Below are 24278 nucleotides of genomic sequence, written 5' to 3' on the forward strand. Positions count from 1 at the left end.
GACAGAGGTTGTCGCCTTTTGCTGGAAACCTCAAGAACATGACCCACACCACACAGCAGGTGAGCGAAACAGCCCAGCCCCTCCGGGAGAAGACCGCCCTTGTCGCGGGCGCCACCCGGGGCGCGGGCCGCGCCATGGCCGTCGAACTGGGCCGCGCCGGGGCCACCGTCTACGTGACGGGACGGACCACCCGCGCGCACACCAGTGAGATCGGCCGGACCACCGAGACCATCGAGGAGACGGCCGAACTGGTCGACGCGGCGGGCGGCAAAGGCGTCGCCGTCCCCACCGACCACCTGGAGCCCGCCCAGGTCGAGGCGCTCGTCGAACGGATCGACCGCGAGCGGGGCCGCCTCGACATCCTCGTCAACGACATCTGGGGCGGCGACCTCCACGTCGAGTGGGACAAGAAGATGTGGGAGCACGACCTCGACAAGGGCCTGCGCATCCTGCGCCTCGGCATCGAGACCCACATCATCACCAGCCGGTTCGCACTCCCGCTGCTCGTCAAGAACCCCGGCGGCCTGGTCGTCGAGGTCACCGACGGCACGGCCGAGTACAACGGCCCGAACTACCGCAAGCCCTTCTACTACGACCTCGCCAAGGCGGCGCCGCTGCGCATGGCACGCGACCTCGCCGAGGAGGTCGAGGAGTACGGCTGTACGGCGCTCTGCCTCACCCCCGGCTGGCTGCGCTCCGAGGCCATGCTCGACACCTACTTCAAGGTGACGGAGGACAACTGGCGCGCGGGCTGCGAGCAGAACCCGCACTTCGCGATCTCCGAGACGCCCGCCTTCGTGGGCCGCGCGCTCGTCGCCCTCGCCACCGACCCCGAGGTCGCGCGCCACAACGGCAAGTCGCTCTCCAGCGGCGGCCTCGCCAAGGAGTACGGCTTCACGGACGTGGACGGCTCGGCCCCCGACGCCTGGCGGTATCTGACGGAGGTCGACCAGGAGAGCGAGGTCGCGGACGTCACCGGCTACCGGTAGAGCGCCGCCGAGCGCGCCGCCGCGTCCGCGAAGCGGCGGCGCAGCCCGGCGGGCTCCAGGACCTCCGCCTCCGGGCCCAGCGCCATGAGCTGGGTGTACGCCACGTCCTCGTTCTCCACGGGCAGAGCGACCGTCACCCGGCCCGCCGCGTCGGGCTCACCCGCCGTCTCCATCGCCTCGCGCGCGACCGCGCGGTCGGTGGCGTACGGCAACTGCCGCACCCCCGCCTCGGTGAGCCGCACGACGACCTCCGCCCGCAGGATCGCCCGCGCGAACTGCTCCGCCCGCTCCTCCCAGAAGGCCGGCAGGTCGAACTCCTCATCGCGTACGAAGCGTTCCTCGCCCGCGGCCACCGCGGTGAACCGGTCGATGCGGTACACCCGGTGCGCCCCGGAGTCGGGCACCCGCGCGCACAAGTACCAGACGCCCGCCTTGAGTACGAGCCCGTACGGCTCCAACTCCCGCTCCACCTCGGCCTCCTCGCGGCGGTAGCGGGCGGTGACCCGGCGGTCGTCCCACACCGCGTCCGCGACGGCCGGCAGCAGCTCCGGCGCGGGCGTCTCCTTGAACCAGCCGGGCGCGTCCAGGTGGAAGCGCTGCGAGGCGTTCTGCGAGGCGTCCCTGAGGGAGGGCATGAGCGCCGCCGACACCTTCAGGCGGGCCGCCGACGCGGCGTCCTCCAGCCCCATCTCGCGCAGCGCGCCCGGCACCCCGGACAGGAACAGGGCCTCCGCCTCGCTGCGGCCCAGGCCCGTCAGACGGGTGCGGTAGCCGCCGATGAGGCGGTAGCCGCCGGTCCGGCCGCGGTCGGCGTAGACGGGCACGCCCGCCTCCGACAGGGCCTGCGCGTCCCTCGTGATGGTGCGCTCGGAGACCTCCAGCTCGGCGGCCAGCTCGGCGGCGGTCATGGAGGGCCGTGACTGGAGCAGAAGCACCATCTTGATGAGGCGGGCAGCGCGCATGACCCCATGATGCCGTCACACACGAGTGCGGGCCCCCGCCAGTGGCAGGGGCCCGCACCTACATACCCGGCGAGGCCTACAGGCCGTACTTGGCCCGGGCCTCCTTCACCGCGGAGGCGGGCACCTCGCCCCGGCGGGCGAGCTGCGCGAGCGCCGCGACGACGATCGACTCGGCGTCGACACCGAAGTGGCGGCGTGCCGCGTCCCGCGTGTCGGAGAGGCCGAAGCCGTCCGCGCCGAGCGAGGAGTAGTCCTGCTCGACCCACTGGGCGATCTGGTCGGGGACCTGACGCATGTAGTCGGAGACGGCGAGCACGGGGCCCTGAGCGCCCTCCAGCGCCTGGCGCACGTAGGGGATGCGCTCCTCGCCGCGCAGCAGCGCCTCGTCCGCCTCCAGGGCGTCACGCCGCAGCTCGGTCCAGGACGTCGCGGACCACACGTCGGCGGCCACGCCCCACTCCTCGGCGAGCATCTGCTGGGCCTTCAGGGTCCAGTGGATGGCCGTGCCGGAGCCGAGCAGCTGGATGCGCGCGGGGTTGGCAGCGGGGGAGAGCCCGGCCGACTCCGCCGTGTTGAAGCGGTAGAGGCCGCGCAGGATGCCCTCGTCGACACCCGCGGGCTTCGCGGGCTGCGGCATCGGCTCGTTGTAGACGGTGAGGTAGTAGAAGACGTTCGGGTCCTCGCCGGGGGCCGCCTCGCCGTACATGCGGCGCAGACCGTCCTTGACGATCGCCGCGATCTCGTAGGCGAACGCCGGGTCGTACGTCAGCGCGGCCGGGTTGGTCGCGGCGATCACCGGCGAGTGGCCGTCGGCGTGCTGGAGGCCCTCGCCCGTCAGCGTCGTACGACCGGCCGTGGCGCCCACGAGGAAGCCGCGGCCGAGCTGGTCGCCGAGCTGCCACATCTGGTCGGCGGTGCGCTGCCAGCCGAACATCGAGTAGAAGATGTAGAAGGGGATCATCGCTTCGCCGTGCGTCGCGTACGACGTGGACGCGGCGATGAAGTCCGCCATGGAACCGGCCTCGGTGATCCCCTCGTTGAGGATCTGGCCGTCCTTGGCCTCCTTGTAGTACATCAGCTGGTCGCGGTCGACCGGCTCGTACGTCTGGCCCTTGGGGGAGTAGATGCCGAGGGACGGGAAGAGCGACTCCATGCCGAAGGTGCGCGCCTCGTCGGGGACGATCGGCACCCAGCGCTTGCCGGTCTCCTTGTCGCGTACGAGGTCCTTGACCAGCCGTACGAACGCCATGGTCGTCGCCACCGACTGCGAGCCGGAGCCCTTGTCGAAGGCGGCGAACGTCTTGTCCGCGGCGGCGGGCAGCGGGGCCAGCGGCTGGGTGCGGCGGGCCGGGGCCGGGCCGCCGAGGGCCGCGCGGCGCTCCTGGAGGTAGCGGACCTCGGGGGAGTCGGCGCCCGGGTGGCCGTAGGGCACCTGGCCGTCGACGAACGCGCTGTCCGGGATCGGCAGACCCAGCAGGTCGCGCATGTCCTTGAACTCGTCCACCGTCAGCTTCTTCATCTGGTGGTTGGCGTTCTTGGACTCGAAGCCCTTGCCGAGGGTGAAGCCCTTGACCGTCTGCGCGAGGATCACGGTCGGCGCGCCCTTGTGGGTGAGCGCCGCGCGGTAGGCGGCGTAGACCTTGCGGGCCTCGTGGCCGCCGCGCGAGAGGTGGAAGCACTCGCTGATCTTGTCGTCGCTGAGCAGCTTGCCCAGCTCGACGAGCGCGGGCTCGGAGCCGAAGAAGTGCTCGCGGATGTAGGCGGCGTCGCGCGTCGCGTACGTCTGGAACTGCGCGTCCGGCACCTCGCGCAGGCGACGGACCAGGGCGCCCGTGGTGTCGAGCTGGAACAGCTCGTCCCAGGCGTTGCCCCACAGGACCTTGATGACGTTCCAGCCGGCGCCGCGGAACTGGGCCTCCAGCTCCTGCACCACGCGGAAGTTGGCGCGGACGGGGCCGTCGAGGCGCTGGAGGTTGCAGTTGATGACGTACGTGAGGTTGTCGAGGCCCTCACGCGCGGCCAGTGCGAGGGCCGCCGTCGACTCGGGCTCGTCCATCTCGCCGTCACCGAGGAACGCCCACACGTGCGAGGAGGAGACGTCCTTGATGCCGCGGTTGGTCAGGTAGCGGTTGAAGCGCGCCTGGTAGATCGCGGAGAGCGGGCCGAGGCCCATCGACACCGTCGGGAACTCCCACAGCCAGGGGAGGCGGCGCGGGTGCGGGTAGGAGGGCAGGCCGTTGCCGCCCGCCTCCTGCCGGAAGTTGTCGAGCTGCGCCTCGTTCAGCCGGCCGTCGAGGAAGGCGCGGGCGTAGATGCCGGGGGAGGCGTGGCCCTGGATGTAGAGCTGGTCGCCGGAGCCCGCGGCCTCGCCGGACTCCTTGCCCTTGAAGAAGTGGTTGAAGCCGGTCTCGTACAGCCAGGCCGCGGACGCGAAGGTCGCGATGTGGCCGCCGACGCCGTGCTTGGCGCCGCGGGTGACCATCGCGGCCGCGTTCCAGCGGTTCCACGCGGTGATCTTCCGCTCCATCTCCTCGTCGCCGTCGATGGACGGCTCGGCGGAGGTGGGGATGGTGTTGACGTAGTCGGTCTCAAGGAGCTTCGGCAGCGCCAGGCCCGCGCCCTCGGCGCGCTCCAGCGTGCGGCGCATCAGGTACGCGGCACGGTGCGGCCCGGCCGCCTGCGTAACGGCGTCCAGGGAGGCCTGCCATTCGGCGGTCTCCTCGGGGTCGCGGTCCGGGAGCTGGTCTAGCTCGCTCGGCTGGATTGCGGAGGGGTCGGTCATTGCGCCGCCTTCCTGAGTCGGAGGGGGTCCCCTGTTCGGTAAGGGGTGGGGGTGCCCGATGTCTTTGGCAGGACAGGGCGTAAAGCTCTGGTGCGGAATCGTTTGTGTGGCTCCGCCACAGGGCCACCGACGACTGTAAGCCCGTGATCGATGATCGATCAAAGCGTTGAGCGAAAAACTTCCCCAGAATACGAAAGTCGGCATTCGGTGCCAGGAAAACGGGCACGCGGTGCCTTCGATTTGAAGGGTTTACGCAGGTCGGAGCACGTCTGCGAGCGCGCGCCGACGGATGAGCGCAGCCCTCGGGCCAGCGGTACGCAGCCTCAGGCCCGCGGCGCGCAGCCCAGCACGTGCGCCTTCACCAGCTCCGCGATGGCGGGATCACGCCGCCGGAACGCCGAGACGAGGGCCTCGTGCTCCTCCGCGTACGACTGCTGGACCGTGCCCAGCCAGCGGATGGACAGCGCGGTGAAGACCTCGATACCGAGGCCCTCCCAGGTGTGCAGGAGGACGGAGTTGTCGGCGGCCCGCACCAGCTCCCGGTGGAAGGCGACGGTGTGCCGCACCTGCCCGGTGCCGTCGGACGCCCGGTCCGCCTCGTAGAGGGCGGCGACGTGCGGTTCGAGCGCCGAGCAGTCCTCGGCGAGCCGCTCCGCCGCCAGCTCCGCGGCGATCGCCTCAAGACCCGCCCGCACGGGATAGCTCTCCTCCAGGTCCGCCGCCGTCAGATTCCGTACGCGTACGCCCTTGTTGGGCGCGGACTCGATCAGCCGCAGCGTCTCCAGTTCGCGCAGCGCCTCCCGCACCGGGGTCTGGGAGACCTCCAGCTCCACGGCGATCCGTCGCTCCACGATGCGCTCGCCCGGCTTCCAGCGCCCGCTGACGATCCCCTCCACGATGTGCTCGCGGATCTGTTCGCGCAGCGAGTGAACGACGGGCGCGGTCATGAGAGCTCCTCCGGCGGGGGCTGCGGGCCCCAAGGGCGTGTGACCCCTAGACAATACGGCGACGCCCCCGCCCGGAGGACTCCGGACGAGGGCGTACGCGCTGATGAGACGAGTGTTACAGACGCTCGCGCGCTGCGACTACAGGCCGAGTTCCACCTCGAACTCGCCGGCCTCCAGGATCGCCTTGACCGCGGTCAGGTAGCGGGCGGCGTCGGCGCCGTCCACCAGACGGTGGTCGTAGGAGAGCGACAGGTACGTCATGTCCCGCACGGCGATGGTCTCGCCGAGGTCGGGGTGGTTGATGACGACCGGACGCTTGACGGTGGCGCCGATGCCGAGGATGGCGGCCTGGTTCGGCGGCACGATGACCGTGTCGAACAGGGCGCCGCGCGAACCGGTGTTGGAGATCGTGAAGGTGGCGCCGGACATGTCGTCCGGGGTGAGGCCACCGCCACGGGCCTTGCCGGCCAGCTCGGCGGTCTTCTTGGAGATACCGGCGATGTTCAGGTCGCCCGCGCCCTTGATGACCGGCGTCATCAGACCCTTCTCGGCGTCCACGGCGATGCCGATGTTCTCCGAGTCGAAGTACGTGATGGTGCCTTCGTCGTCGTTGATCCGGGCGTTGATGACCGGGTGGGCCTTCAGCGCCTGGGCGGCGGCCTTGACGAAGAACGGCATCGGGGAGAGCTTGACGCCCTCACGAGCCGCGAAGGAGTCCTTCGCCTTGGCGCGCAGCTTCATCAGCTTGGTGATGTCGACCTCGACGACCGAGGTCAGCTGGGCCTGCGAGTGCAGGGCCTTCATCATGTTGTCGCCGATGACCTTGCGCATGCGGGTCATCTTGACCGTCTGGCCGCGGAGGGGGGAGGCCTCCAGGGCCGGGGCCTTCGAGGCGGCCGGGGCGGTGGCGGCCGGCGCGGGGGCCGACTTCTTGGCCTCGGCGGCGGCGATGACGTCCTGCTTGCGGATACGGCCGCCCACGCCGGTGCCCTTGACCTCGGAGAGGTTCACGCCGTTCTCGGACGCGAGCTTACGGACCAGCGGGGTCACGTAGGCGCCGTCGTCGGCCGGGGTGGACTGCGCCGGGGCGGCGGGCGCGGCGGGAGCCGACTGGGCCGGGGCCGCGGGTTGAGCCGGGGCCGGGGCCTGGGCCGCGGGCTGGGCCGGGGCGGCGGGCGCCTGCGCGGCGGGCTGCGCGGGGGCCGGGGCGGCCTCCTGCTTCGGGGCCTCCTGCTTGGGAGCCTCCTGCTTGGGGGCCTCCTGCTGCGCGGGGGCGGCCGGGGCCTCCTCTTGCTTCGCGGCCGGGGCGGCACCGGGCGCACCGACGACGGCGAGCTTGGCGCCCACCTCGGCGGTCTCGTCCTCGCCGACGACGATCTCCAGGAGAACGCCCGCGACGGGCGAGGGGATCTCGGTGTCGACCTTGTCCGTCGAGACCTCAAGGAGGGGCTCGTCGGCCGCGACCTCCTCGCCGACCTCCTTCAGCCAACGGGTGACGGTGCCCTCGGTGACGGACTCGCCGAGCGCGGGCAGGGTGACCTCGGTGCCCTCGGCGGCGCCGCCGCCGGACTGGGCCGGGGCCTGCTGCTGAGGAGCCTCCTGCTGGGGGGCCTCCTCCTGCTTGGGGGCCTCCTGCTGCTTGGGGGCCTCCTGCTGCGCGGGGGCGGCCGGGGCCTCCTCCTGCGCCGGGGCGGAGGAGCCGCCCGCGTCGCCCGAGCCGTCGTCGATGACGGCCAGCTCGGCGCCGACCTCGACGGTCTCGTCCTCGGCGACCTTGATGGACGCCAGGATGCCGGCGGCCGGGGAGGGGATCTCGGTGTCGACCTTGTCGGTCGAGACCTCGAGCAGCGGCTCGTCGGCCTCGACGCGCTCGCCCTCGGCCTTCAGCCAACGGGTGACAGTGCCCTCGGTGACGCTCTCGCCGAGCGCCGGAAGGGATACGGAAACCGCCATGGTTTCAGTTGCTCCTTACGAAAATGGGGTCTCCCCTGCTCGAGCGAAGCCGAGAGCTTGGGGAAGGAAGTCTGGGTCGCGAGAAGGTCAGTCGTGGGAGTGCAGCGGCTTGCCGGCCAGTGCCAGGTGGGCCTCGCCGAGCGCCTCGTTCTGCGTCGGGTGGGCGTGGACGAGCTGGGCGACCTCGGCCGGCAGCGCCTCCCAGTTGTAGATCAGCTGGGCTTCGCCGACCTGCTCACCCATGCGGTCGCCGACCATGTGGACGCCGACCACGGCACCGTCCTTGACCTGGACGAGCTTGATCTCGCCCGCGGTCTTGAGGATCTTGCTCTTGCCGTTGCCCGCGAGGTTGTACTTGAGGGCGACGACCTTGTCCGCGCCGTAGATCTCCTTGGCCTTGGCCTCGGTGATGCCCACGGAGGCGACCTCGGGGTGGCAGTACGTCACCCGGGGCACGCCGTCGTAGTCGACCGGGACCGGCTTGAGTCCGGCCAGGCGCTCCGCCACCAGCATGCCCTCGGCGAAGCCGACGTGCGCGAGCTGGAGGGTCGGCACCAGGTCGCCCACGGCCGAGATGGTCGGGACGTTGGTCTGCATGTACTCGTCGACGAGGACGTAGCCGCGGTCCATGGCGACGCCCTGCTCCTCGTAACCGAGGCCCTGCGAGACCGGGCCGCGGCCGATGGCGACCAGGAGGACCTCGGCCTCGAAGGTCTTGCCGTCGGCGAGGGTCACGCGGACGCCGTCCTGCGTGTACTCCGCCTTCTCGAAGAAGGTGCCGAGGTTGAACTTGATGCCGCGCTTGCGGAACGCGCGCTCAAGAAGCTTGGAGCTGTTCTCGTCCTCGACCGGCACGAGGTGCTTGAGGCCCTCGATGACCGTGACGTCGGCCCCGAAGGACTTCCACGCCGAGGCGAACTCGACGCCGATGACGCCGCCGCCCAGGATGATCGCGGACTTCGGGACGCGGTCCAGGGTCAGCCCGTGGTCCGAGGAGATGATGCGGTTGCCGTCGATCTCCAGGCCCGGCAGCGACTTCGGCACGGAGCCGGTCGCGAGGAGCACGTGACGGCCCTGGACGCGCTGGCCGTTCACATCCACCGAGGTCGGCGAGGAGAGCTTGCCCTCGCCCTCGATGTACGTCACCTTGCGGGAGGCCACGAGGCCCTGGAGGCCCTTGTAGAGGCCCGAGATCACGTCGTCCTTGTACTTGTGGACGGCCGCCATGTCGATGCCCTCGAAGGTGGCCTTCACGCCGAACTGGTCGGCCTCGCGCGCCTGGTCGGCGATCTCGCCGGCGTGCAGCAGCGCCTTCGTGGGGATGCAGCCGTTGTGCAGGCAGGTGCCGCCGAGCTTGTTCTTCTCGATCAGGGCGACGTCCAGGCCCAGCTGCGCTCCGCGCAGGGCCGCGGCGTAACCGCCGCTACCGCCGCCGAGGATCACTAGGTCGAAAACGGTGCTGGCGTCGTTCGCCACGTCACGTCCTCCATGCATGTGCGCCGTACGCCGGACCCCGTTGCGCGGGGGACGACCGGTCGGTCGGCTGGTATTCGGCCGCTCTTGTTTCGGCCCTTTGGTGGGGGCCCTGTCCTGCCGAGAACCCATCTTCGCACTTGTCGACGGGAGACGGGACGCCGGGCCGGGCTGTGAGACGGTCGATCGGCCGTCTCCAGCGGTTCTGCTGCGTACGAATGTACGGATTTCGTCGAGGGCGAAATCATTCGGGGCCCCGGACGCGGGGAACGTCCGGAGCCCCGACACGACGTACGCGAATCAGCCCAGGTCGCCCGCGGCGGTGCGCTCCGCGAGCCGGACCAGGGTGCGGACCGCGGTGCCGGTGCCGCCCTTGGGGGTGTAGCCGAAGGGGGCGCCCTCGTGGTAGGCGGGGCCCGCGACGTCCAGGTGCGCCCAGATGATGCCCTCGCCGACGAACTCCTGGAGGAAGAGGCCGGCCACCAGGCCGCCGCCCATCCGCTCGCCGATGTTGGCCATGTCGGCGGTGGGGGAGTCCATGCCCTTGCGCATGTCGGCGGGGAGCGGCATCGGCCAGGACGGCTCGCCGACCTCCTCGGCGATCTCGTGGACCGACGTACGGAAGGCGTCGTCGTTGGCCATGATGCCGAAGGTGCGGTTGCCGAGCGCCACCATCATGGCGCCGGTCAGGGTCGCCACGTCGACGATCGCGTCGGGCTTCTCCTCCGAGGCCTTGGTGATCGCGTCGGCCAGGACGAGCCTGCCCTCGGCGTCGGTGTTCAGGACCTCGACGGTCTTGCCGCCGTACATGCGCAGGACGTCGCCCGGGCGGGTGGCGGAGCCGGACGGCATGTTCTCGGCCAGCGCCAGCCAGCCGGTGATGTTCACCTCGAGGCCGAGGCGCGCGGCGGCGACGACGGCGGCGAAGACGGCCGCGGCACCGGCCATGTCGCACTTCATCGTCTCGTTGTGACCGGCGGGCTTGAGCGAGATGCCGCCCGAGTCGTACGTGATGCCCTTGCCGACGTAGGCGAGGTGCTTCTTCGCCTTGGAGTGCGTGTACGAGAGCTTCACCAGGCGCGGCGGGGCGTCCGAGCCCGCGCCGACGCCGAGGATGCCGCCGAAGCCGCCCTTGACGAGCGCCTTCTCGTCGAGCACCTGGATCTTGATGCCGTGCTCCTTGGCGGCCGCGGTGGCGACCGCCGCGAAGGCCTCGGGGTCGAGGTCGTTCGGCGGGGTGTTGACGAGGTCGCGGGCGCGGTTCAGCTCCTCGCCGACGGCGGTGGCGCGCTCCAGCGCGGCCTTGTACGCCTTGTCGCGGGGCTTGCCGCCGAGCAGGACGACCTCGGCGAGCGGCGCCTTGGCGCCCTTGCCGTTCTTCTTGGCGTCCTTGGCGTCGCCCTGGTCCTTGTACGCGACGAAGGAGTACGCGCCGAGCAGCGCGCCCTCACCGAGGGCGCAGATGTCGTCCGCGTCCTCCACGGGCAGCGCGAACGCGGCCTTCTTCGTGCCGGTCAGGGCGCGCGCGGCGACACCCGCGGCGCGGCGCAGCGCGTCCGTGCCGTACGTCTCGTCCTTCTCCGGGACCTCGCCGAGGCCGACCGCGACGACGACCGGTGCCTTGACACCCGAGGGCGCGGGCAGCTTCGTCACCTCGCCCTCGCCGCCCGAGGCGCCGAGGGTCTCCAGGACGGACGCGAGCTTGCCGTCGTACGCCTTGTCCACGGACTCGGCGCCGGGGGCGACGACCAGAGCCCCCTTGGAGCCAGAGCCCTTCGCGACACCGACGACGATCGCGTCGGCACGCAGGCCGGTCGCGGCGGCGGTGCTGAGAGTCAGAGCAGTCACGGTGGTGAGGTCCTCTTTCGGTGGGGTTTCGACGGGCTGCGGGGTGGTGAGCCCGTCGCGAGCCTACGCCCGTGAGCGCTGCGGTGCGCCTCACTGTCTGTGCGCGAGGGGTGTCGAGAACGCCGGGGTTTCGGCCGACCCGGGCGTCAGCCGAGCGCGAGCACCACGAGAGCGGCGGTCGCCGCCGTCTCCGCGAGGCCGCCGAAGACATCCCCGGTGACCCCGCCGAACCGTCGTACGCAGTGCCGGAGCAGCACCTCGGCGGCGCCGAGCGCGAGGACGACGGCGACCGCGGCCCGCACCACGCCGGACGCCCCGAGCGGCGCGCCCGCCGCCGCGGCCCCGCACACGACGAGCACCGTGACGAGCAGCGCCCGGCCGCGCGGGACGACCCCGGCGACCGCCGCGCCGAGCCCTTCGGGGCGGGCGGGGGGCACCCCGGCGCGGGCGGCCAGGGTGAGCGCGAGACGGGCGGCGGTGGCCGAGACGACGGCGCCGAGCGCGCCTTCCGTCCACGACCTCTCGTACAGCTGGAAGAGCACGGCGACCTGGGCGAGCAGGACGAAGAGCAGGGTGATGACGCCGAAGGGGCCGATGTCGGACTGCTTCATGATGCGCAGCGCGTCCTCGGCGGGCTTGGCGCTGCCGAGGCCGTCGGCGGTGTCCGCGAGGCCGTCCAGGTGCAGGCCGCGGGTGAGCGCGGCCGGGGTCGCGGCGGTCGCGGTGGCGGCGAGGAGGGGGCCCGCGCCGAGCGCCGTCAGGACGCCGCCGGCACCTGCCGCGCACAGGCCCACCACCAGACCGGCGAGGGGGGCGCACTGCATGCCGCCGCGTGCGGCTTCGCGGTCCCAGCGGGTGACCCGGACGGGGAGCGCGGTGAGGGTGCCGAAGGCGAAACGTATGCCGTCGGCGGGGGAGGTTCTGGGCACCGCGGAAGGCTACCCCGGCGGGACGCCCCGCCCTGCGGAACGCTCGCGGGGGACAGAGGATGGCCGCATGAAGGACTGGTGGACCGCGTGAGCGACTGGTGGTACCGGAACATCGTCGAGCCCGGGAAGCTGCCGCTGCTGCTCGCGCTGCTCTCCTTCGTGGGGTCGTTCCTGGTCACCCGGACGATCACGCGCCTGATCAGGGCGGGCAGAGGCCCCTTCCGGAACATCAGTTCGGGCGAGGTGCATATCCACCACGTCGTGCCGGGGATCTTCCTGATGCTGGTCGGCGGCTTCTGGGCGGTGGCCGCCGGACGGCACGGCGCCGGGCCGCTGTACGCCGCGGTCCTCTTCGGGATCGGCGCCGGCCTCGTGCTCGACGAGTTCGCGCTGATCCTGCACCTCGACGACGTCTACTGGACCGAGGAGGGCCGCAAGAGCGTGGAGGTCGTCATGCTCACGGCCGCCCTGGTGGTGCTCGTCCTCACCGGCTTCACGCCGCTCGGGGTCAGCGACCTGACGCCCGACGAGCGGCAGAACCGCGCCCTGTTCGCCCTGAACATCGGCATCAACTGCGCGTTCGCCGTTGTCGCGCTCCTCAAGGGCAAGCTGCGGACCGCCCTGATCGGCATGGTCGTCCCGTTCGTCGCCCTGGTCGGCGCGGTCCGTCTCGCCCGGCCCGGATCGGCGTGGGCACGCCGGTTCTACCGCAACCGGCACCGGGCACGCGCGCGTGCGGGTCTGCGGGCCTTCCACCACGACCGCCGCTGGGCGGGCCCGCGCCGCAGGCTTCAGGACTGGATCGGCGGCTTCACGCCGGGCCCCTCGCCCTCGGAACCGGACCCCCCGGAGCGCCTTTCCCCGCCCCGGTAACGGCCAGGGTGACGCCGACGTACCGTCCGGATCGCGCACAGCACGAGCACGGCGGCGATCGCGGCCAAGTGCTCCTTGCCCGCGAGGTTGTCCTTGACGATCACCTCGACGACCATCAGGACGGTCACCAGCGCCGCCGTGAAGTACGCGCGGTAGCGCCAGCACACGTACACCGCGAGGCCCACCACGGCGGCCGACGGGCCGGTGTCGACGACCAGCGCGTCGGAGGCGGGCAGCCCGAAGGGGTTGCCGGGGCCCCACTCGATGCCCACGCGCGCGTAGAGCGTGCCGGCGAGGGTGGCCGCGTATCCGATGAGGAGCGTCCGCCACCAGCCCAGGCAGATCTCCGCGATCCCGAACACGATCAGGATCTGTACGAGCGCGCCCCACACGGGCAGGTCGAGGGCGGGCACGAAGAGGGAGAGCGGGGTGCGCAGCAGAGCCAGCCAGAGCGGGTCATCGGCGCGCACGCAGCCGATGTTCTGGACGAACCGGTAGCCCCAGGGCTGGTTCTGCGCGTACTGGAGGAGCGCGGTGAGGCAGACCGCCGTCAGCGTCAGCGGCACCGCCCGCCACCGCCGGGCGGCGAGCCCGTCGCGCACGGCCGAGAAGAGCGCCCCCCACTCGGCGCGGGCCCAGCGGGCCAGGGTGCTCATCGTCTCGACTCCAGATGTTTGCGGTGCAGCCACTTCGGCAGTCCCGGCGCTTCGAGGAAGCCCTCCGCGCGGGCGGCGGCGACACCGATACGCGGCAGGTCACCGCTCTTCTCGAAGAGGAGGAAGCGGGGTTCCCAGATCGGCCGGTACTTGGCGTTGGCGCGGTAGAGGGACTCGATCTGCCACCACCGGGAGAAGAAGCTGAGCAGCGACCGCCACAGGCGAAGGACCGGCCCCGCGCCGAGCCGCGAGCCACGTTCGAAGACCGACCGGAACATCGCGAAGTTCAGCGACACCTGAGTGATCTTGATCTCGGGGGCGTGCTGGAGGAGTTCGATGACCATGAACTCCATCAGCCCGTTCTCGGAGTCGCGGTCGCGCCGCATCAGGTCCAGGGAGAGCCCGCCGGGCCCCCACGGCACGAAGGAGAGCAGCGCCCGCAACCGGCCCTCGGCGTCCGTGCATTCGACCATCACGCACCGGCCGTCGGCGGGGTCGCCGAGCCGCCCGAGCGCCATGGAGAAGCCGCGCTCGGTGGCCCCGTCGCGCCAGTCGTCGGCGCGTTCCAGGAGGGCCGCCATCTCGTCGGCCGGGATGTCCTCGTGACGGCGGACGCGGACCGTGTACCCGGCGCGCTTGACGCGGTTGTACGCCTGGCGGACGGTACGCATGGCCCGCCCCTCAAGGGTGAAGTGCTCTTTGGAGGCCTCGCCCCGGGCCGCGACCTCCACGATCGCCTCGTCGCCCAGCTCCAGGGCGTCCAGGCCGTGCCGGGCGTAGATCGTGCCCGCCTCCTCGCTCGCGCCCATCACGGCGGGGATCCAGCCGTGCTCGCGGGCCTCGGCGAGCCACGGCTCGATCGCCCCGGGCCAGGCCTCCGGGTCGCCGATCGGATCGCCGGAGGCCAGCGAGACCCCGCTGACGACGCGGTAGGCGACCGCCGCCTTGCCGGTCGGGGACCAGACGACGCTCTTCTCGCGGCGCAGCGAGAAGTAGCCGAGCGAGTCGCGCTCGCCGTGCCGGTCGAGCAGCGCCCGCAGCCGCTCCTCGTCCTCCTCGGTGAGCGGGTCGACGGCCTTGCGGGAGCGGAACGCCGCGTACAGGACGGCGCAGAGCAGCAGCGCGCTCAGGACGTTGATGGAGACGTTGACCCAGCCGGGCGTGGTGATGCCCTCGAAGCGCCGGTCGTCGGCGGCCAGCGAGATCAGCCGCAGGGTGCCGTAGCGCCAGCGGTCCAGGAAGCCGGAGCGGTAGTCGTCGTGGGCGCGGTTGGTGACGGTGACGAGCAGCGTCGCGAGCAGCGAGGTCACCAGGAGCCCGCCGACCGCGACGGCCGAGGCGAGCTTCGGGTTGGCGCGGTCGCCCTTGGCGTAGAACTCGCGGCGGCCGACGACCAGCGCCGCGACGAAGGCGGCGGTCAGGACGAGGGAGATCCAGTTCTGCGCGTACCGGCGGATCTCGGGGAAGACCATCGCGAAGGCGAAGAGCACCAGGAAGAGCCCGCTGAGGACGAGGTTGAGGATCCACGCGGCCCGCTTGCGGCGCCGCATGGTGATCGCCAGGAACATCGTGAACGCCCCGGAGGCGAAGCCCGCGGTCAGCAGGTACGGGGTGAAGTAGTTCTCCGTGTTGTGCTGCCGCAGGTCCTGGCCGAGGGAGACCCAGACCGCGCTGAGGAAGTTGATGAACGTGACGGCGCGGAGGTACCAGACGGTGAAACCGGCGGCGCGGCGCTCTGTGACGGTGCGGGGTTTCTGTCGCCCGGCGACGACCTGCTCATCTCCCATGAAAAGGGATCATATGGGCAAGATCGCCGCGGCCAACGCCCGCCGCCGGTCGGCTACTCGGCCGGCTGCTCGCCCACGGACTCCTCGGGCTGCGCCTCACCGGCCGCGGCCCGCTCCGGCAGCTCCGCCGACAGGGCCGCGGCCCGCTCCGGCAGCTCCGCCGACAGGGCCGCGGCGGCCCGCACGAGCGGCAGGGCCAGCAGCGCCCCGGCGCCTTCGCCGACCTTGACCCCGTGGTTCAGAAGCGGCTCCAAGGCCATCCGGTCAAGCGCCTTGGCCTGCGCGGGCTCCCCGCTGTCGTGCCCCGCGAGCCACCAGTCGGGCGCCCGGAAGGCCGCCCGCTGGGCCACCAGCGCCGCCGCCGACGCCACGACGCCGTCGAGGATCACCGGCGTACGCCGCACCGCGCACTGCAACAGGAACCCGGTCATCGCGGCCAGATCGGCGCCGCCCACCGCCGCGAGCAGCTCCAGCTGATCGCCCAGTACGGGCCGGGCCCGCCGCAGCGCGTCCCGCACCGCAGCGCACTTGCGCATCCACGCCAGGTCGTCGATGGCCTCGCCGCCCCGCCCGGTCACCACGGACGCGTCGGTGCCGCAGAGCGCGGCGATCAGCGTCGCGGCGGGCGTCGTGCCGCCGACGCTCACATCGCCGAGCACGACCAGATCGGTGCCGGAGTCCGCCTCCTCGTCGGCGACGGCCATGCCCGCGCGCACCGCGCGCTCGGCCTCCTCGGCGCTCAGCGCGTCCTCGATGTCGATACGTCCCGACCCGCGCCGCACCCGGTGCCCCGCGACCTCGGCGGGCAGCTCGGCCGGGTCGCAGTCGAGCGCCATGTCGACGATCCGCACGGGCACCTCCATGCGCCGCGCGAGCACGGCCACCGGGCTCTCGCCGGCCAGCACGGAACGCACGAGAGTGGCGGCGCCCCCCGCGGGCCGCGCCGAGACGCCCAGCTCGGCGACCCCGTGGTCGCCCGCGAACAGCACCACGCGCGGCCGCTCGACCGGCCGGACCGGCACCGCGGACTGGGCCGCCGACAGCCACTCACCCAGCTCGTCGAGGCGGCCCAGGGAGCCGGGCGGCAGGATCTGCCGCGCCCTGCGCTCCTCGGCGTCGCGGCGCACCCCGCCGGCGGGCCGCTCGATCAGGTCGGTGAAGTCGTCGAGATTCAGCGAACTCATTCGCCGAACAGTACCGGCAGCGGCGGCGCCGGTGTTCGAACGGCCCCGGGGCCGCGCCCCCGTCAAGTGGGCGCCCGGCGGACCGGCCCGAAGAGCGGTTACGACATGTAGCGCATGGGGCACATAACGTCATTGCCGGACTGATCGCGTCAAAACCGACTTCAGGAGTACCCCCTTGGACGTCGCCCAGCGGATCGCCGAACGACGCCCCGCCTACCTCGCCGCCCTGGCCGGGGGCACAGCGCGGTTCCACGAACGCCGCCGCACCGACTGCCCCTGGTGCGGCTCCCCGCGGCTGCGGATCCGGCTGCGCACCGCCGACCTGGTCCAGCACAAGCCGGGCGCCTTCACGCTCGACCAGTGCGGCAACTGCGCCCACTCCTTCCAGAACCCCCGCCTCACCCCCGAAGGCCTGGACTTCTACCGCAGGGACATCCGCGAAGGCCTCGGCGGCAAGGCCGCGGACGCGCTCTTCGGCGCCCCCTCCACCGACCGGCGCCACCTCGCCCGCGCCCGCGCCCTGCGCGAGTTCGACGAACCCGAGTGCTGGCTGGACGTCGGCACGGGGCGGGCCCGCTTCCCGGCCCTGGCCAAACAGGTCCTCCCGTACACGTCCTTCGACGGCCTCGACCCGGGCCGCGGCGTCATCCAAGCCGTACGCGGCGGCCGCATCGAGGAGGGGCACCGCGGCACCCTCACCGGCCTCGCGGGCGCCCTCGCCGGCCGCTACGACGCCCTGAGCCTCTTCCACCAGCTGGAGCGAAGCCCCGATCCGCGCGCTGAACTGAGGGCCGCGAAAACCGTCCTGCGCCCCGGCGGCCATCTGATGATCGAGGCCACCGACCCCGGCTGCCGCTACGCCCGGCTGCTCGGCAAGTGGTGGCCGTCGTACTCCCAGCCCCGGCAGCTGCACTTCGTGCCGCTCGCCAACCTCCGCGTGGAACTGGAGAACCTCGGCTTCACGGTCGTCGCCGTCGAGCGCCGCGCGGCGCACGTACCGGCCGACCTGAGCGGCGCGCTGGCCCTCCTCCTCAACCGCTGCCTCCCCAAGGGCGACGTCCCCTGGCGGGCCAGACCCGCGCCCCCGCTCCGGCTGAAGCTCCGGCGGGCCGCGTGGTGGGCCTGCGTACCGGCGCTTGCCCTCACCCACGCCCTGGACAGGATCCTGGCCCCGCTGCTCACCCGCACCGGCTTCTCCAACACCTACCGGATCGTCGCGCGCAGGGGCGAGGACGGCTGACGCACGCGCAGCGAAGAGGGCGGGGTCAGCCGCGCAGCGCCAGCGCCTGGCCCGCCACGACCAGCAGGACGTGCTCGCACTCGGCGGCGAACGCCGCGTTCAGACGGCCCAGTTCGTCACGGTAGCGGCGGCCCGAGGCGGTCGCGGGCACGATGCCCGAGCCGACCTCGTTCGACACGGCGACGACCGTGCGCCGGGTCGCGCGCACCGCCTCCGCGAGCCCGGCGACCCGCCCCCGCAGCTCCCGCTCACCGCCGCCCGCCCACTCGGCGTCGTCCCAGGCGTTCACCTCGTCCATGACATGGGTCAGCCACAGCGACAGGCAGTCGATGAGCAGCGGCGGCCCCTCCTGCGCGAGCAGCGGCACCAGGTCGCAGGTCTCCGCCGTCCGCCACGAGCCGGGGCGCCGCTCGCGGTGCAGGCTCACTCGGTCCGCCCACTCCGTGTCACCGCTCCTCGTCCCGCCCGTCGCGACGTACAGCACCTCCGGAAAGGCCTCGAGGCGCCGCTCGGCCTCCACCGACTTGCCCGAGCGGGCTCCGCCGAGCACGAGGGTGCGGCGCGGCACGTCCGGCACGTCCTCATAGGCACCGACGACGAGCGTCGTCCCGTCCGGCACCGCCCGCGCGCCCGCCGCCGCCAGACGGCGCCTCAGCTCACCGCCCTGCGGCACCTCGTGGCCGATGTGGACGGCGATCACGTCCGTGGTGGGCCCGACGGCCCCGGCCGCGCGCAGCCGGGCGAGCGCGTCGGGCCGCCCGAGGACATCGGCGACGACCATCTCGTACGCGGCACGCCCGCCGTTCGCCTCGCCGAAGCCGTTCCCCTCCGTGAGCCCCGAGAGACCCGTGAGTCCCGCGGGCGCTCCGCCGGGCGGCAGATACAGCAGCCGCTCCCCGTCCGGCCCGGTCACCTCGTAACCGGAGCCGGGCGCGTCCAGCGCCACCGCGCGCACCCGGTGACCGGTCAGGAGCGTCAACTCCCGTCCGTCGGCACCCCGTACCGGCTGCGGAAGCCCGGCGGGGACCTCCACGGCGGGCCCGTCGTGCGGATGGGAGAGCAGGACCTGGCGCACACCGCCGAGCGAGTGCCCCGCGCGCGCGGCCGCGAAGGCGGCGCCCGGGGTGAGGTCGAGCAGCAGGACGCCGTCCACGAGGAGCGCGGTGGCGGCCCGCCCCCCGTCACCGAGGGCGGTCGCGCAGGCCGCGCAGGGGCAGTCGGGAAGGGGCAGTCCCTCGGGGGCGCCGGTGCCGAGCAGTGTCAGTTCCACACGAAGATCCTCCCGCGTCGGGTCCGAGGCCGCGCGCCCGGCTACGCTTCAAGCGGATTCAAGAGGATTCAGGCGGCTCTGATGCCGCCACGGGACCTTCGGGAGGCTGACATGGCGGCATGGACGTGGCGGTTCGAGAAGGCGGACGGGACAGAGGTCCAGCCCGCGGTGCAGCCCGAGGAGTTCACCACGCAGGGGGACGCCGAGTCCTGGGTCGGCGAGTACTGGAAGTCGCTGGCCGACGGCGGCGCCGACCAGGTGAGCCTCTTCGAGGACGCGAACAAGATCTACGGCCCGATGAGCCTGCACGCGGGCGCGGAGGACGCGCAGGCCTGAGCGGCACACGGCATGGCAGGAGGCGGCGCCCGGACCCCGGCCGCCGCCTCCTGTCACGCCGAGCACGCGTTCTACTCCCGCACCCGGCTAGTCCCGTATCCGGCTAGTCCCGCACCCCGCACAGATGCAGCAAGGCGGCCACCCGCCGATAGGGGTCGGTGCGTCCGGCCCGCTCCTCGGCGGCCAGCAGCGCTTCGAGTTCCCCCTCCGGGGGGAGCGGCGTGCCGTCACCGACGGTGTCCGTGAAGATCCGTACGCCGTACCAGACCTGGAGCGGCGCGGCGATGCCCGCGAGCGTCGCCGACAGGGCGTCGAGCCGGTCGGCCCGTACGTCGAGACCCAGGCGGTTGCGGTAGGTGACGGAGTCGAAGGCGGCCAGCGCGCCGCTCCAGTCGCCGCCGAGACCCGGCCGCATGGCCAGCGCGTCCGCGTTGCGTACGAGCAGCGACAGCAGACCGCCGGGGGCCAGCATCCGGGCAAGACCCGCCAGTAGGGCGTCGGGCTCGTCGGAGTACATCAGGACGCCGTGGCAGAGCACGACGTCGAAGCTGCCCGGCAGGAAGTGCACCCCGGTCTGGTGGCCGTCGCCCTCGACGATCCGCACCCGGCCCCGGATGCCCTCGGGCTCCTCGGCGAGCGCCTCGCGCGCGGCGGCGATCATCGCGGAGTCCTGCTCGATCCCCGTCACCTTGTGCCCGGCGCGGGCGAGCCGCAGCGCCTGCGTGCCCTGGCCCATCCCGACGTCGAGCACCCGCAGCCGCTGCCCCACGGGGAAGCGCGCGGCTATCTGCTCGTCGAGCTGGCGGGCCACCAGCTCCTGGCGTACGGCGTTGCGCAGGCCGCCCAGCTTCGCCAGCCAGGCGGTGGCCCCGCCGGTGAATCCGCTCAGGGCCGCTCTCCGCGCTTGACCTGCGGCTTCGGCAGCCTCAGCCGGCGCATCTGGAGCGTGCGCATCAGGGCGTAGGCGACGGCGCCCTTCCTGTTCTCGCCCGGGAAGCGCTCGGCAAGGCGCTTCTTCAGGCGGAACGCGGTGACGACGGAGTCCACGATGATCAGCACGATCACGAAGAGCCAGAGCAGCAGCGCGACGTTCTGCAACTGGGGCACGCGGACCATGCTCAGGACGAGGATGATCACCGCGAGCGGCAGGAAGAACTCCGCGATGCAAAAGCGTGAGTCGACGAAGTCGCGAGCGAACTTGCGCACGGGGCCCTTGTCACGGGCGGGCAGGAACCGCTCGTCACCGCTGGCCAGCGCCTCGCGCTGCTTCGCCATCTGGGCGCGGCGCTCGTCACGCTGCCGCTTCGCCGCCTCCTTGCGCGTCGTCGGCGTATTGGTCACGCTGCGGCGCTGCGACTGTGCCAGGGCGCGCTTGGGGGTGGGGCGGCCCTTGGGGGCCTGCGGGTCACGGGGCTGCTTGGAGTCGGTCACCGGCGCCTGCGCGGCCGGGGCCTTCTCTTCCTTGGATCGGCTACGGAACACAAAATCCAAGGGTACGGGGTGCGAGCGCATGGACCCCAGCGTCACGGGGAACGATCCGGCAACACCGGGCGTCTTGATTTACGTGCCTAAGGGGACGTAGCAGGCGGTATCCAGCCGGTTCGCGGCGGGGCGCCGCCGGTGGCCGGGACCGGCTCACGGGGGTGCACCTACTCCTTACGCCGGATCAGTGCCGTACGCAGTCGTCCTTGGGGATGAGCGCATCCGCACGCGAACAGTGCGGTAATGGATGCAGGGCCCGTACTGTGGGTTCTGAGCAGTACCTGGAGCTGGAAGTCCGTCAGAAGGGGGCGCGCGAAGCCCATGAGCGGTGTCATGAAGCGTATGGGGATGATCTTCCGCGCGAAGGCGAACAAAGCCCTTGACCGGGCCGAGGACCCGCGCGAAACCCTCGATTACTCCTACCAGAAACAGCTGGAGCTGCTACAGAAGGTCCGCCGCGGCGTCGCCGACGTGGCCACCTCCCGCAAGCGCCTCGAACTACAGCTGGCCCAGCTCAACAAGCAGTCCTCCACCCTTGAGGACCAGGGCCGCAAGGCCCTCGCCCTCGGCCGTGAGGACCTCGCCCGCGAGGCGCTCTCCCGCCGGGCCGCGCTCCAGCAGCAGGTGACCGACCTGGAGACGCAGCACCAGACGCTCCAGGGCGAGGAGGAGAAGCTCACCCTCGCGGCCCAGCGCCTCCAGGCCAAGGTCGACGCCTTCCGTACGAAGAAGGAGACGATCAAGGCCACGTACACCGCCGCGCAGGCGCAGACCCGCATCGGCGAGGCCTTCTCCGGCATCTCCGAGGAGATGGGCGACGTCGGCATGGCGATCCAGCGCGCCGAGGACAAGACCGCGCAGCTCCAGGCGCGAGCCGGCGCGATCGACGAACTGCTCGCCTCCGGTGCCCTCGACGACTCCTCCGGTCTCGCCAAGGACGACATCCAGACCGAGCTGGACCGCCTCTCCGGTGGTACGGATGTAGAGCTGGAGTTGCAGCGCATGAAGGCGGAGCTGGCCGGGGGCTCCAGCAGCGGACAGCAGGCGATCGAGGGCGGCCAGAACCAGGGCCGCCCGCAGCAGCAGCCGCAGGACACCCCGCGCTTCGACAAGCAGTGACGCCGCACACGGCACACAGGTACCGCTCACGTCCGAGGAGGACGACATGATCGTACGGATCATGGGGGAGGGGCAGGTGAAGCTGGCCGACAGCCACTTCGCCGAGCTGAACAAGCTGGACGACGAGCTGCTGGAGGAGATGGAGGGCGGCGACCCCGTCGGCTTCCGCACCACGCTCCACGCGCTCCTGGACAAGGTCCGGGAGCTGGGCGACCCCCTCCCGGACGACGCCCTGGAACCCTCGGAGCTGATCCTCCCCGCCCCGGACGCGACCCTGGACGAGGTCCGGGAGATGCTGAGCGACGACGGCTTGATCCCGGGCTGAGCGGCAGGCCCCAGCGGCCCCGCGGTAAAAAACCAGACAGAAGAGCGGGAAGTGACCACGCTAGGTAGAGGCCGCTGCTGGGCCCGAGCACACCCGCTGGCGGTGGACGGGGCGCTGGCCGCCGTCGTCCTCGTCTGCATGGTCATCGGCTCCTTCGCCGAGCCCTACGGAGAGCACGGCCCCACCTGGGGCACCCGCACCCCCGACGCCCCGAGCCTGCTCCTGATGGCCCTCGGCGCCCTCGCCCTGGTCGCGCGCCGCCGCGCCCCCTGGTGCGTACTCGCCGTCACCTGCGCCGCCGCCATCACCGAACTGCTCACGGGCAACCCCCGGGCGCCCGTCGTGATGTGCGCGGTCATCGCGCTGTTCACCGTGGCCGCCACCACCGACCGCTCCACGACCTGGCGGATCGGCCTGGTCACCATCGCGGGCCTCACCGGCGTCGCGATGCTCACCGGCCCCCTGCCCTGGTACGCCCAGGAGAACCTCGGCATCTTCGCCTGGACCGGCATGGCCGCCGCCGCGGGCGACGCGGTGCGCAGCCGCCGCGCCTTCGTGGACGCCATAAGGGAGCGCGCCGAGCGGGCCGAGCGGACCCGGGAGGAAGAGGCCAGGCGCCGCGTCGCCGAGGAACGGCTGCGCATCGCCCGCGACCTGCACGACGTGGTCGCCCACCACATCGCCCTGGTCAACGTGCAGGCGGGCGTCGCCGCGCACGTCATGGACAAGCGGCCCGACCAGGCGAAGGAAGCCCTCTCGCACGTACGCGACGCCAGCCGCTCCGCGCTCAACGAACTGCGCGCCACCGTCGGCCTGTTGCGCCAGAGCGGCGACCCCGAGGCGCCCACCGAACCCGCGCCCGGCCTGCACCGGCTCGACGAACTCGTCGAGACCTTCCGCAACGCGGGCCTGCCCGTGGAGGTCGCCCTCGGCCAGGTCGGCCTGGAGCTGCCCGCGGCCGTCGACCTCGCCGCGTTCAGGATCATCCAGGAAGCCCTCACCAACGTGCAGAAGCACGCGGGACGCAACGCCAAGGCCGAGGTCAGCGTCGTCCGCGTCGGCCCGAACGTCGAGGTCACCGTCATCGACGGCGGACCGGGCCACGGCGAGGGCGGTGACGGCGGCGACGGCGGCGAAGGGCAGCGCAACACCGACGGCGGCGGCCACGGCCTGCTCGGCATGCGCGAGCGCGTCACGGCCCTCGGCGGCAACTGCTCCGCGGGGCCCCGCTACGGCGGCGGGTTCCGCGTCCATGCGATCCTGCCCGTCGCCCCCGTCACCACGGCAAAGGGAGGGACGGCGTGACCATCCGCGTACTGCTCGCCGACGACCAGGCGTTGCTGCGCAGCGCGTTCAGGGTGCTCGTCGACTCCGAACCCGACATGGAGGTCGTCGGCGAGGCGTCCGACGGCGCGGAGGCGGTGCGGCTCGCCGCCTCCGCGCGCCCCGACGTGGTCCTGATGGACATCCGCATGCCCGGCACGGACGGCCTGGCGGCCACCCGCATGATCAGCGCCGACCCCGCCCTGACCCACGTACGCGTGGTGATGCTGACGACCTTCGAGGTCGACGAGTACGTGGTGCAGTCGCTGCGCGCGGGCGCCTCCGGATTCCTCGGCAAGGGCGCGGAGCCCGAAGAACTGCTCGGCGCCATCCGCGTCGCGGCGGCGGGCGAGGCACTGCTCTCCCCGGTGGCGACCAAGGGGCTGATCGCCAAGTTCCTTGCCCAGGGCGAGGGTTCGGACGGCGAGACCCCGCTGCGCGGCGAGCGGCTCGACGCGCTCACCAGCCGGGAACGCGAAGTGCTTGTCCAGGTCGCGGGCGGTTACTCGAACGACGAGATCGCCGAGCACCTCGAGGTCAGCCCGCTCACCGTGAAGACCCATGTGAACCGCGCGATGGCGAAGCTCGGGGCTCGCGACCGGGCCCAACTCGTCGTCATAGCCTACGAGTCGGGCCTGGTCCGTCCAAGGGTGGAGTGACCTCGGGGGCGGCGTACTGCACCCGCAGTATGGGCGGCATAAGGAAATGGTCCTGAGAGTGAGGCGTCGCGCCTCGCGCATGGCTCAGGGTGAGAGGGGCGTACCACCGCTTGCCGGGGACCCCCAATTCCCCGGCCAGTC

At 72.2% G+C, this 24278-nt stretch carries 21 protein-coding genes; 8 read left to right on the top strand and 13 right to left on the bottom strand.

Going from position 1 to position 24278, the window contains the following annotated elements:
* Positions 1-38: 38 nt before the first annotated feature.
* On the top strand, positions 39-989 hold the full coding sequence (locus IG54_RS0121820; protein WP_199809573.1) for an SDR family oxidoreductase: 951 nt from the start codon (positions 39-41) through the stop codon (positions 987-989).
* Here the strand turns inward: IG54_RS0121820 and IG54_RS0121825 are convergent.
* The 7 genes from IG54_RS0121825 to IG54_RS0121855 all read right to left on the bottom strand — a co-directional run bounded on the left by IG54_RS0121825 (position 980) and on the right by IG54_RS0121855 (position 11883).
* Positions 980-1951 (bottom strand): helix-turn-helix transcriptional regulator, encoded by a 972-nt coding sequence (locus IG54_RS0121825; protein WP_030786904.1) that lies wholly within the window; start codon positions 1949-1951, stop codon positions 980-982. The two genes, IG54_RS0121820 and IG54_RS0121825, sit on opposite strands and share 10 nt — an antisense overlap.
* 76 nt (positions 1952-2027) lie before the next feature.
* Positions 2028-4733 (bottom strand): pyruvate dehydrogenase (acetyl-transferring), homodimeric type, encoded by a 2706-nt coding sequence (gene aceE, locus IG54_RS0121830; RefSeq protein WP_030786906.1) that lies wholly within the window; start codon positions 4731-4733, stop codon positions 2028-2030.
* Positions 4734-5056: 323 nt separating this feature from the next.
* Entirely contained in the window at positions 5057-5680 is a 624-nt protein-coding gene (locus IG54_RS0121835) for a GntR family transcriptional regulator (RefSeq protein ID WP_030786908.1), read from the bottom strand.
* A 138-nt stretch (positions 5681-5818) separates the two neighbouring features.
* Entirely contained in the window at positions 5819-7633 is a 1815-nt protein-coding gene (gene sucB, locus IG54_RS0121840) for a 2-oxoglutarate dehydrogenase, E2 component, dihydrolipoamide succinyltransferase (RefSeq protein WP_030786912.1), read from the bottom strand.
* An 87-nt stretch (positions 7634-7720) separates the two neighbouring features.
* Positions 7721-9109 (bottom strand): dihydrolipoyl dehydrogenase, encoded by a 1389-nt coding sequence (gene lpdA / locus IG54_RS0121845; protein ID WP_030786914.1) that lies wholly within the window; start codon positions 9107-9109, stop codon positions 7721-7723.
* 297 nt (positions 9110-9406) lie between these two features.
* A complete protein-coding gene (locus IG54_RS0121850; protein WP_030786917.1) occupies positions 9407-10954 on the bottom strand; it encodes a leucyl aminopeptidase in 1548 nt (515 codons plus the stop codon).
* Positions 10955-11100: 146 nt separating this feature from the next.
* Complete coding sequence (locus tag IG54_RS0121855) at positions 11101-11883, bottom strand: adenosylcobinamide-GDP ribazoletransferase (RefSeq protein ID WP_030786920.1); 783 nt, start codon at positions 11881-11883, stop codon at positions 11101-11103.
* Between the two features lie 87 nt (positions 11884-11970).
* On the opposite strand from IG54_RS0121855, the gene IG54_RS0121860 reads away from it, so the two are divergent.
* Positions 11971-12756, top strand: coding sequence for a hypothetical protein (locus tag IG54_RS0121860; RefSeq protein ID WP_030786922.1), 786 nt, complete (start codon positions 11971-11973; stop codon positions 12754-12756).
* Here IG54_RS0121860 and IG54_RS42115 read toward each other — a convergent pair.
* Genes IG54_RS42115 through cobT form a run of 3 tightly spaced genes read right to left on the bottom strand, consistent with a single transcriptional unit; the run spans position 12675 to position 16383 of the window.
* Positions 12675-13412: a hypothetical protein gene (locus IG54_RS42115; RefSeq protein WP_030786925.1), complete on the bottom strand. Its 738-nt coding sequence runs from the start codon at positions 13410-13412 to the stop codon at positions 12675-12677. The two genes, IG54_RS0121860 and IG54_RS42115, sit on opposite strands and share 82 nt — an antisense overlap.
* Complete coding sequence (locus IG54_RS0121870; RefSeq protein ID WP_030786926.1) at positions 13409-15199, bottom strand: phosphatidylglycerol lysyltransferase domain-containing protein; 1791 nt, start codon at positions 15197-15199, stop codon at positions 13409-13411. Before IG54_RS0121870 ends, IG54_RS42115 begins: the two co-directional genes overlap by 4 nt.
* A gap of 53 nt (positions 15200-15252) precedes the next feature.
* Complete coding sequence (gene cobT, locus IG54_RS0121875) at positions 15253-16383, bottom strand: nicotinate-nucleotide--dimethylbenzimidazole phosphoribosyltransferase (protein WP_030786928.1); 1131 nt, start codon at positions 16381-16383, stop codon at positions 15253-15255.
* A gap of 175 nt (positions 16384-16558) precedes the next feature.
* On the opposite strand from cobT, the gene IG54_RS0121880 reads away from it, so the two are divergent.
* Positions 16559-17623 carry a class I SAM-dependent methyltransferase gene (locus IG54_RS0121880; RefSeq protein WP_030786931.1) on the top strand — a complete coding sequence of 355 codons (1065 nt, stop codon included), beginning with the start codon at positions 16559-16561 and terminating at the stop codon, positions 17621-17623.
* A 25-nt stretch (positions 17624-17648) separates the two neighbouring features.
* On the opposite strand, the gene IG54_RS0121885 is transcribed toward IG54_RS0121880, so the two are convergent.
* Complete coding sequence (locus IG54_RS0121885; protein WP_030786933.1) at positions 17649-18893, bottom strand: bifunctional adenosylcobinamide kinase/adenosylcobinamide-phosphate guanylyltransferase; 1245 nt, start codon at positions 18891-18893, stop codon at positions 17649-17651.
* A 111-nt stretch (positions 18894-19004) separates the two neighbouring features.
* On the opposite strand from IG54_RS0121885, the gene IG54_RS0121890 reads away from it, so the two are divergent.
* Positions 19005-19229: a hypothetical protein gene (locus IG54_RS0121890; RefSeq protein ID WP_030786935.1), complete on the top strand. Its 225-nt coding sequence runs from the start codon at positions 19005-19007 to the stop codon at positions 19227-19229.
* Positions 19230-19332: 103 nt separating this feature from the next.
* On the opposite strand, the gene IG54_RS0121895 is transcribed toward IG54_RS0121890, so the two are convergent.
* On the bottom strand, positions 19333-20040 hold the full coding sequence (locus IG54_RS0121895; protein WP_030786938.1) for a class I SAM-dependent methyltransferase: 708 nt from the start codon (positions 20038-20040) through the stop codon (positions 19333-19335).
* A gap of 74 nt (positions 20041-20114) precedes the next feature.
* On the bottom strand, positions 20115-20741 hold the full coding sequence (locus IG54_RS0121900; protein ID WP_078594368.1) for a DUF3043 domain-containing protein: 627 nt from the start codon (positions 20739-20741) through the stop codon (positions 20115-20117).
* A gap of 291 nt (positions 20742-21032) precedes the next feature.
* Here IG54_RS0121900 and IG54_RS0121905 point away from each other — a divergent pair, with 291 nt between their 5' ends.
* From IG54_RS0121905 to IG54_RS0121920, 4 genes are read left to right on the top strand one after another with little or no spacing between them, the layout of a single operon-like run.
* Complete coding sequence (locus tag IG54_RS0121905; RefSeq protein WP_030786946.1) at positions 21033-21830, top strand: PspA/IM30 family protein; 798 nt, start codon at positions 21033-21035, stop codon at positions 21828-21830.
* 46 nt (positions 21831-21876) lie between these two features.
* Positions 21877-22155 (top strand): PspA-associated protein PspAA, encoded by a 279-nt coding sequence (gene pspAA, locus IG54_RS0121910; protein ID WP_030786949.1) that lies wholly within the window; start codon positions 21877-21879, stop codon positions 22153-22155.
* A gap of 51 nt (positions 22156-22206) precedes the next feature.
* Positions 22207-23460 carry a sensor histidine kinase gene (locus IG54_RS0121915; RefSeq protein ID WP_030786952.1) on the top strand — a complete coding sequence of 418 codons (1254 nt, stop codon included), beginning with the start codon at positions 22207-22209 and terminating at the stop codon, positions 23458-23460.
* A complete protein-coding gene (locus tag IG54_RS0121920; protein WP_030786954.1) occupies positions 23457-24137 on the top strand; it encodes a response regulator in 681 nt (226 codons plus the stop codon). The genes IG54_RS0121915 and IG54_RS0121920 overlap by 4 nt, the downstream gene beginning before the upstream one ends.
* Positions 24138-24278 lie beyond the last annotated feature (141 nt).

Source organism: Streptomyces sp. NRRL S-920 (assembly GCF_000717945.1).
Classification (GTDB): Bacteria; Actinomycetota; Actinomycetes; order Streptomycetales; family Streptomycetaceae; genus Streptomyces; species Streptomyces alboniger.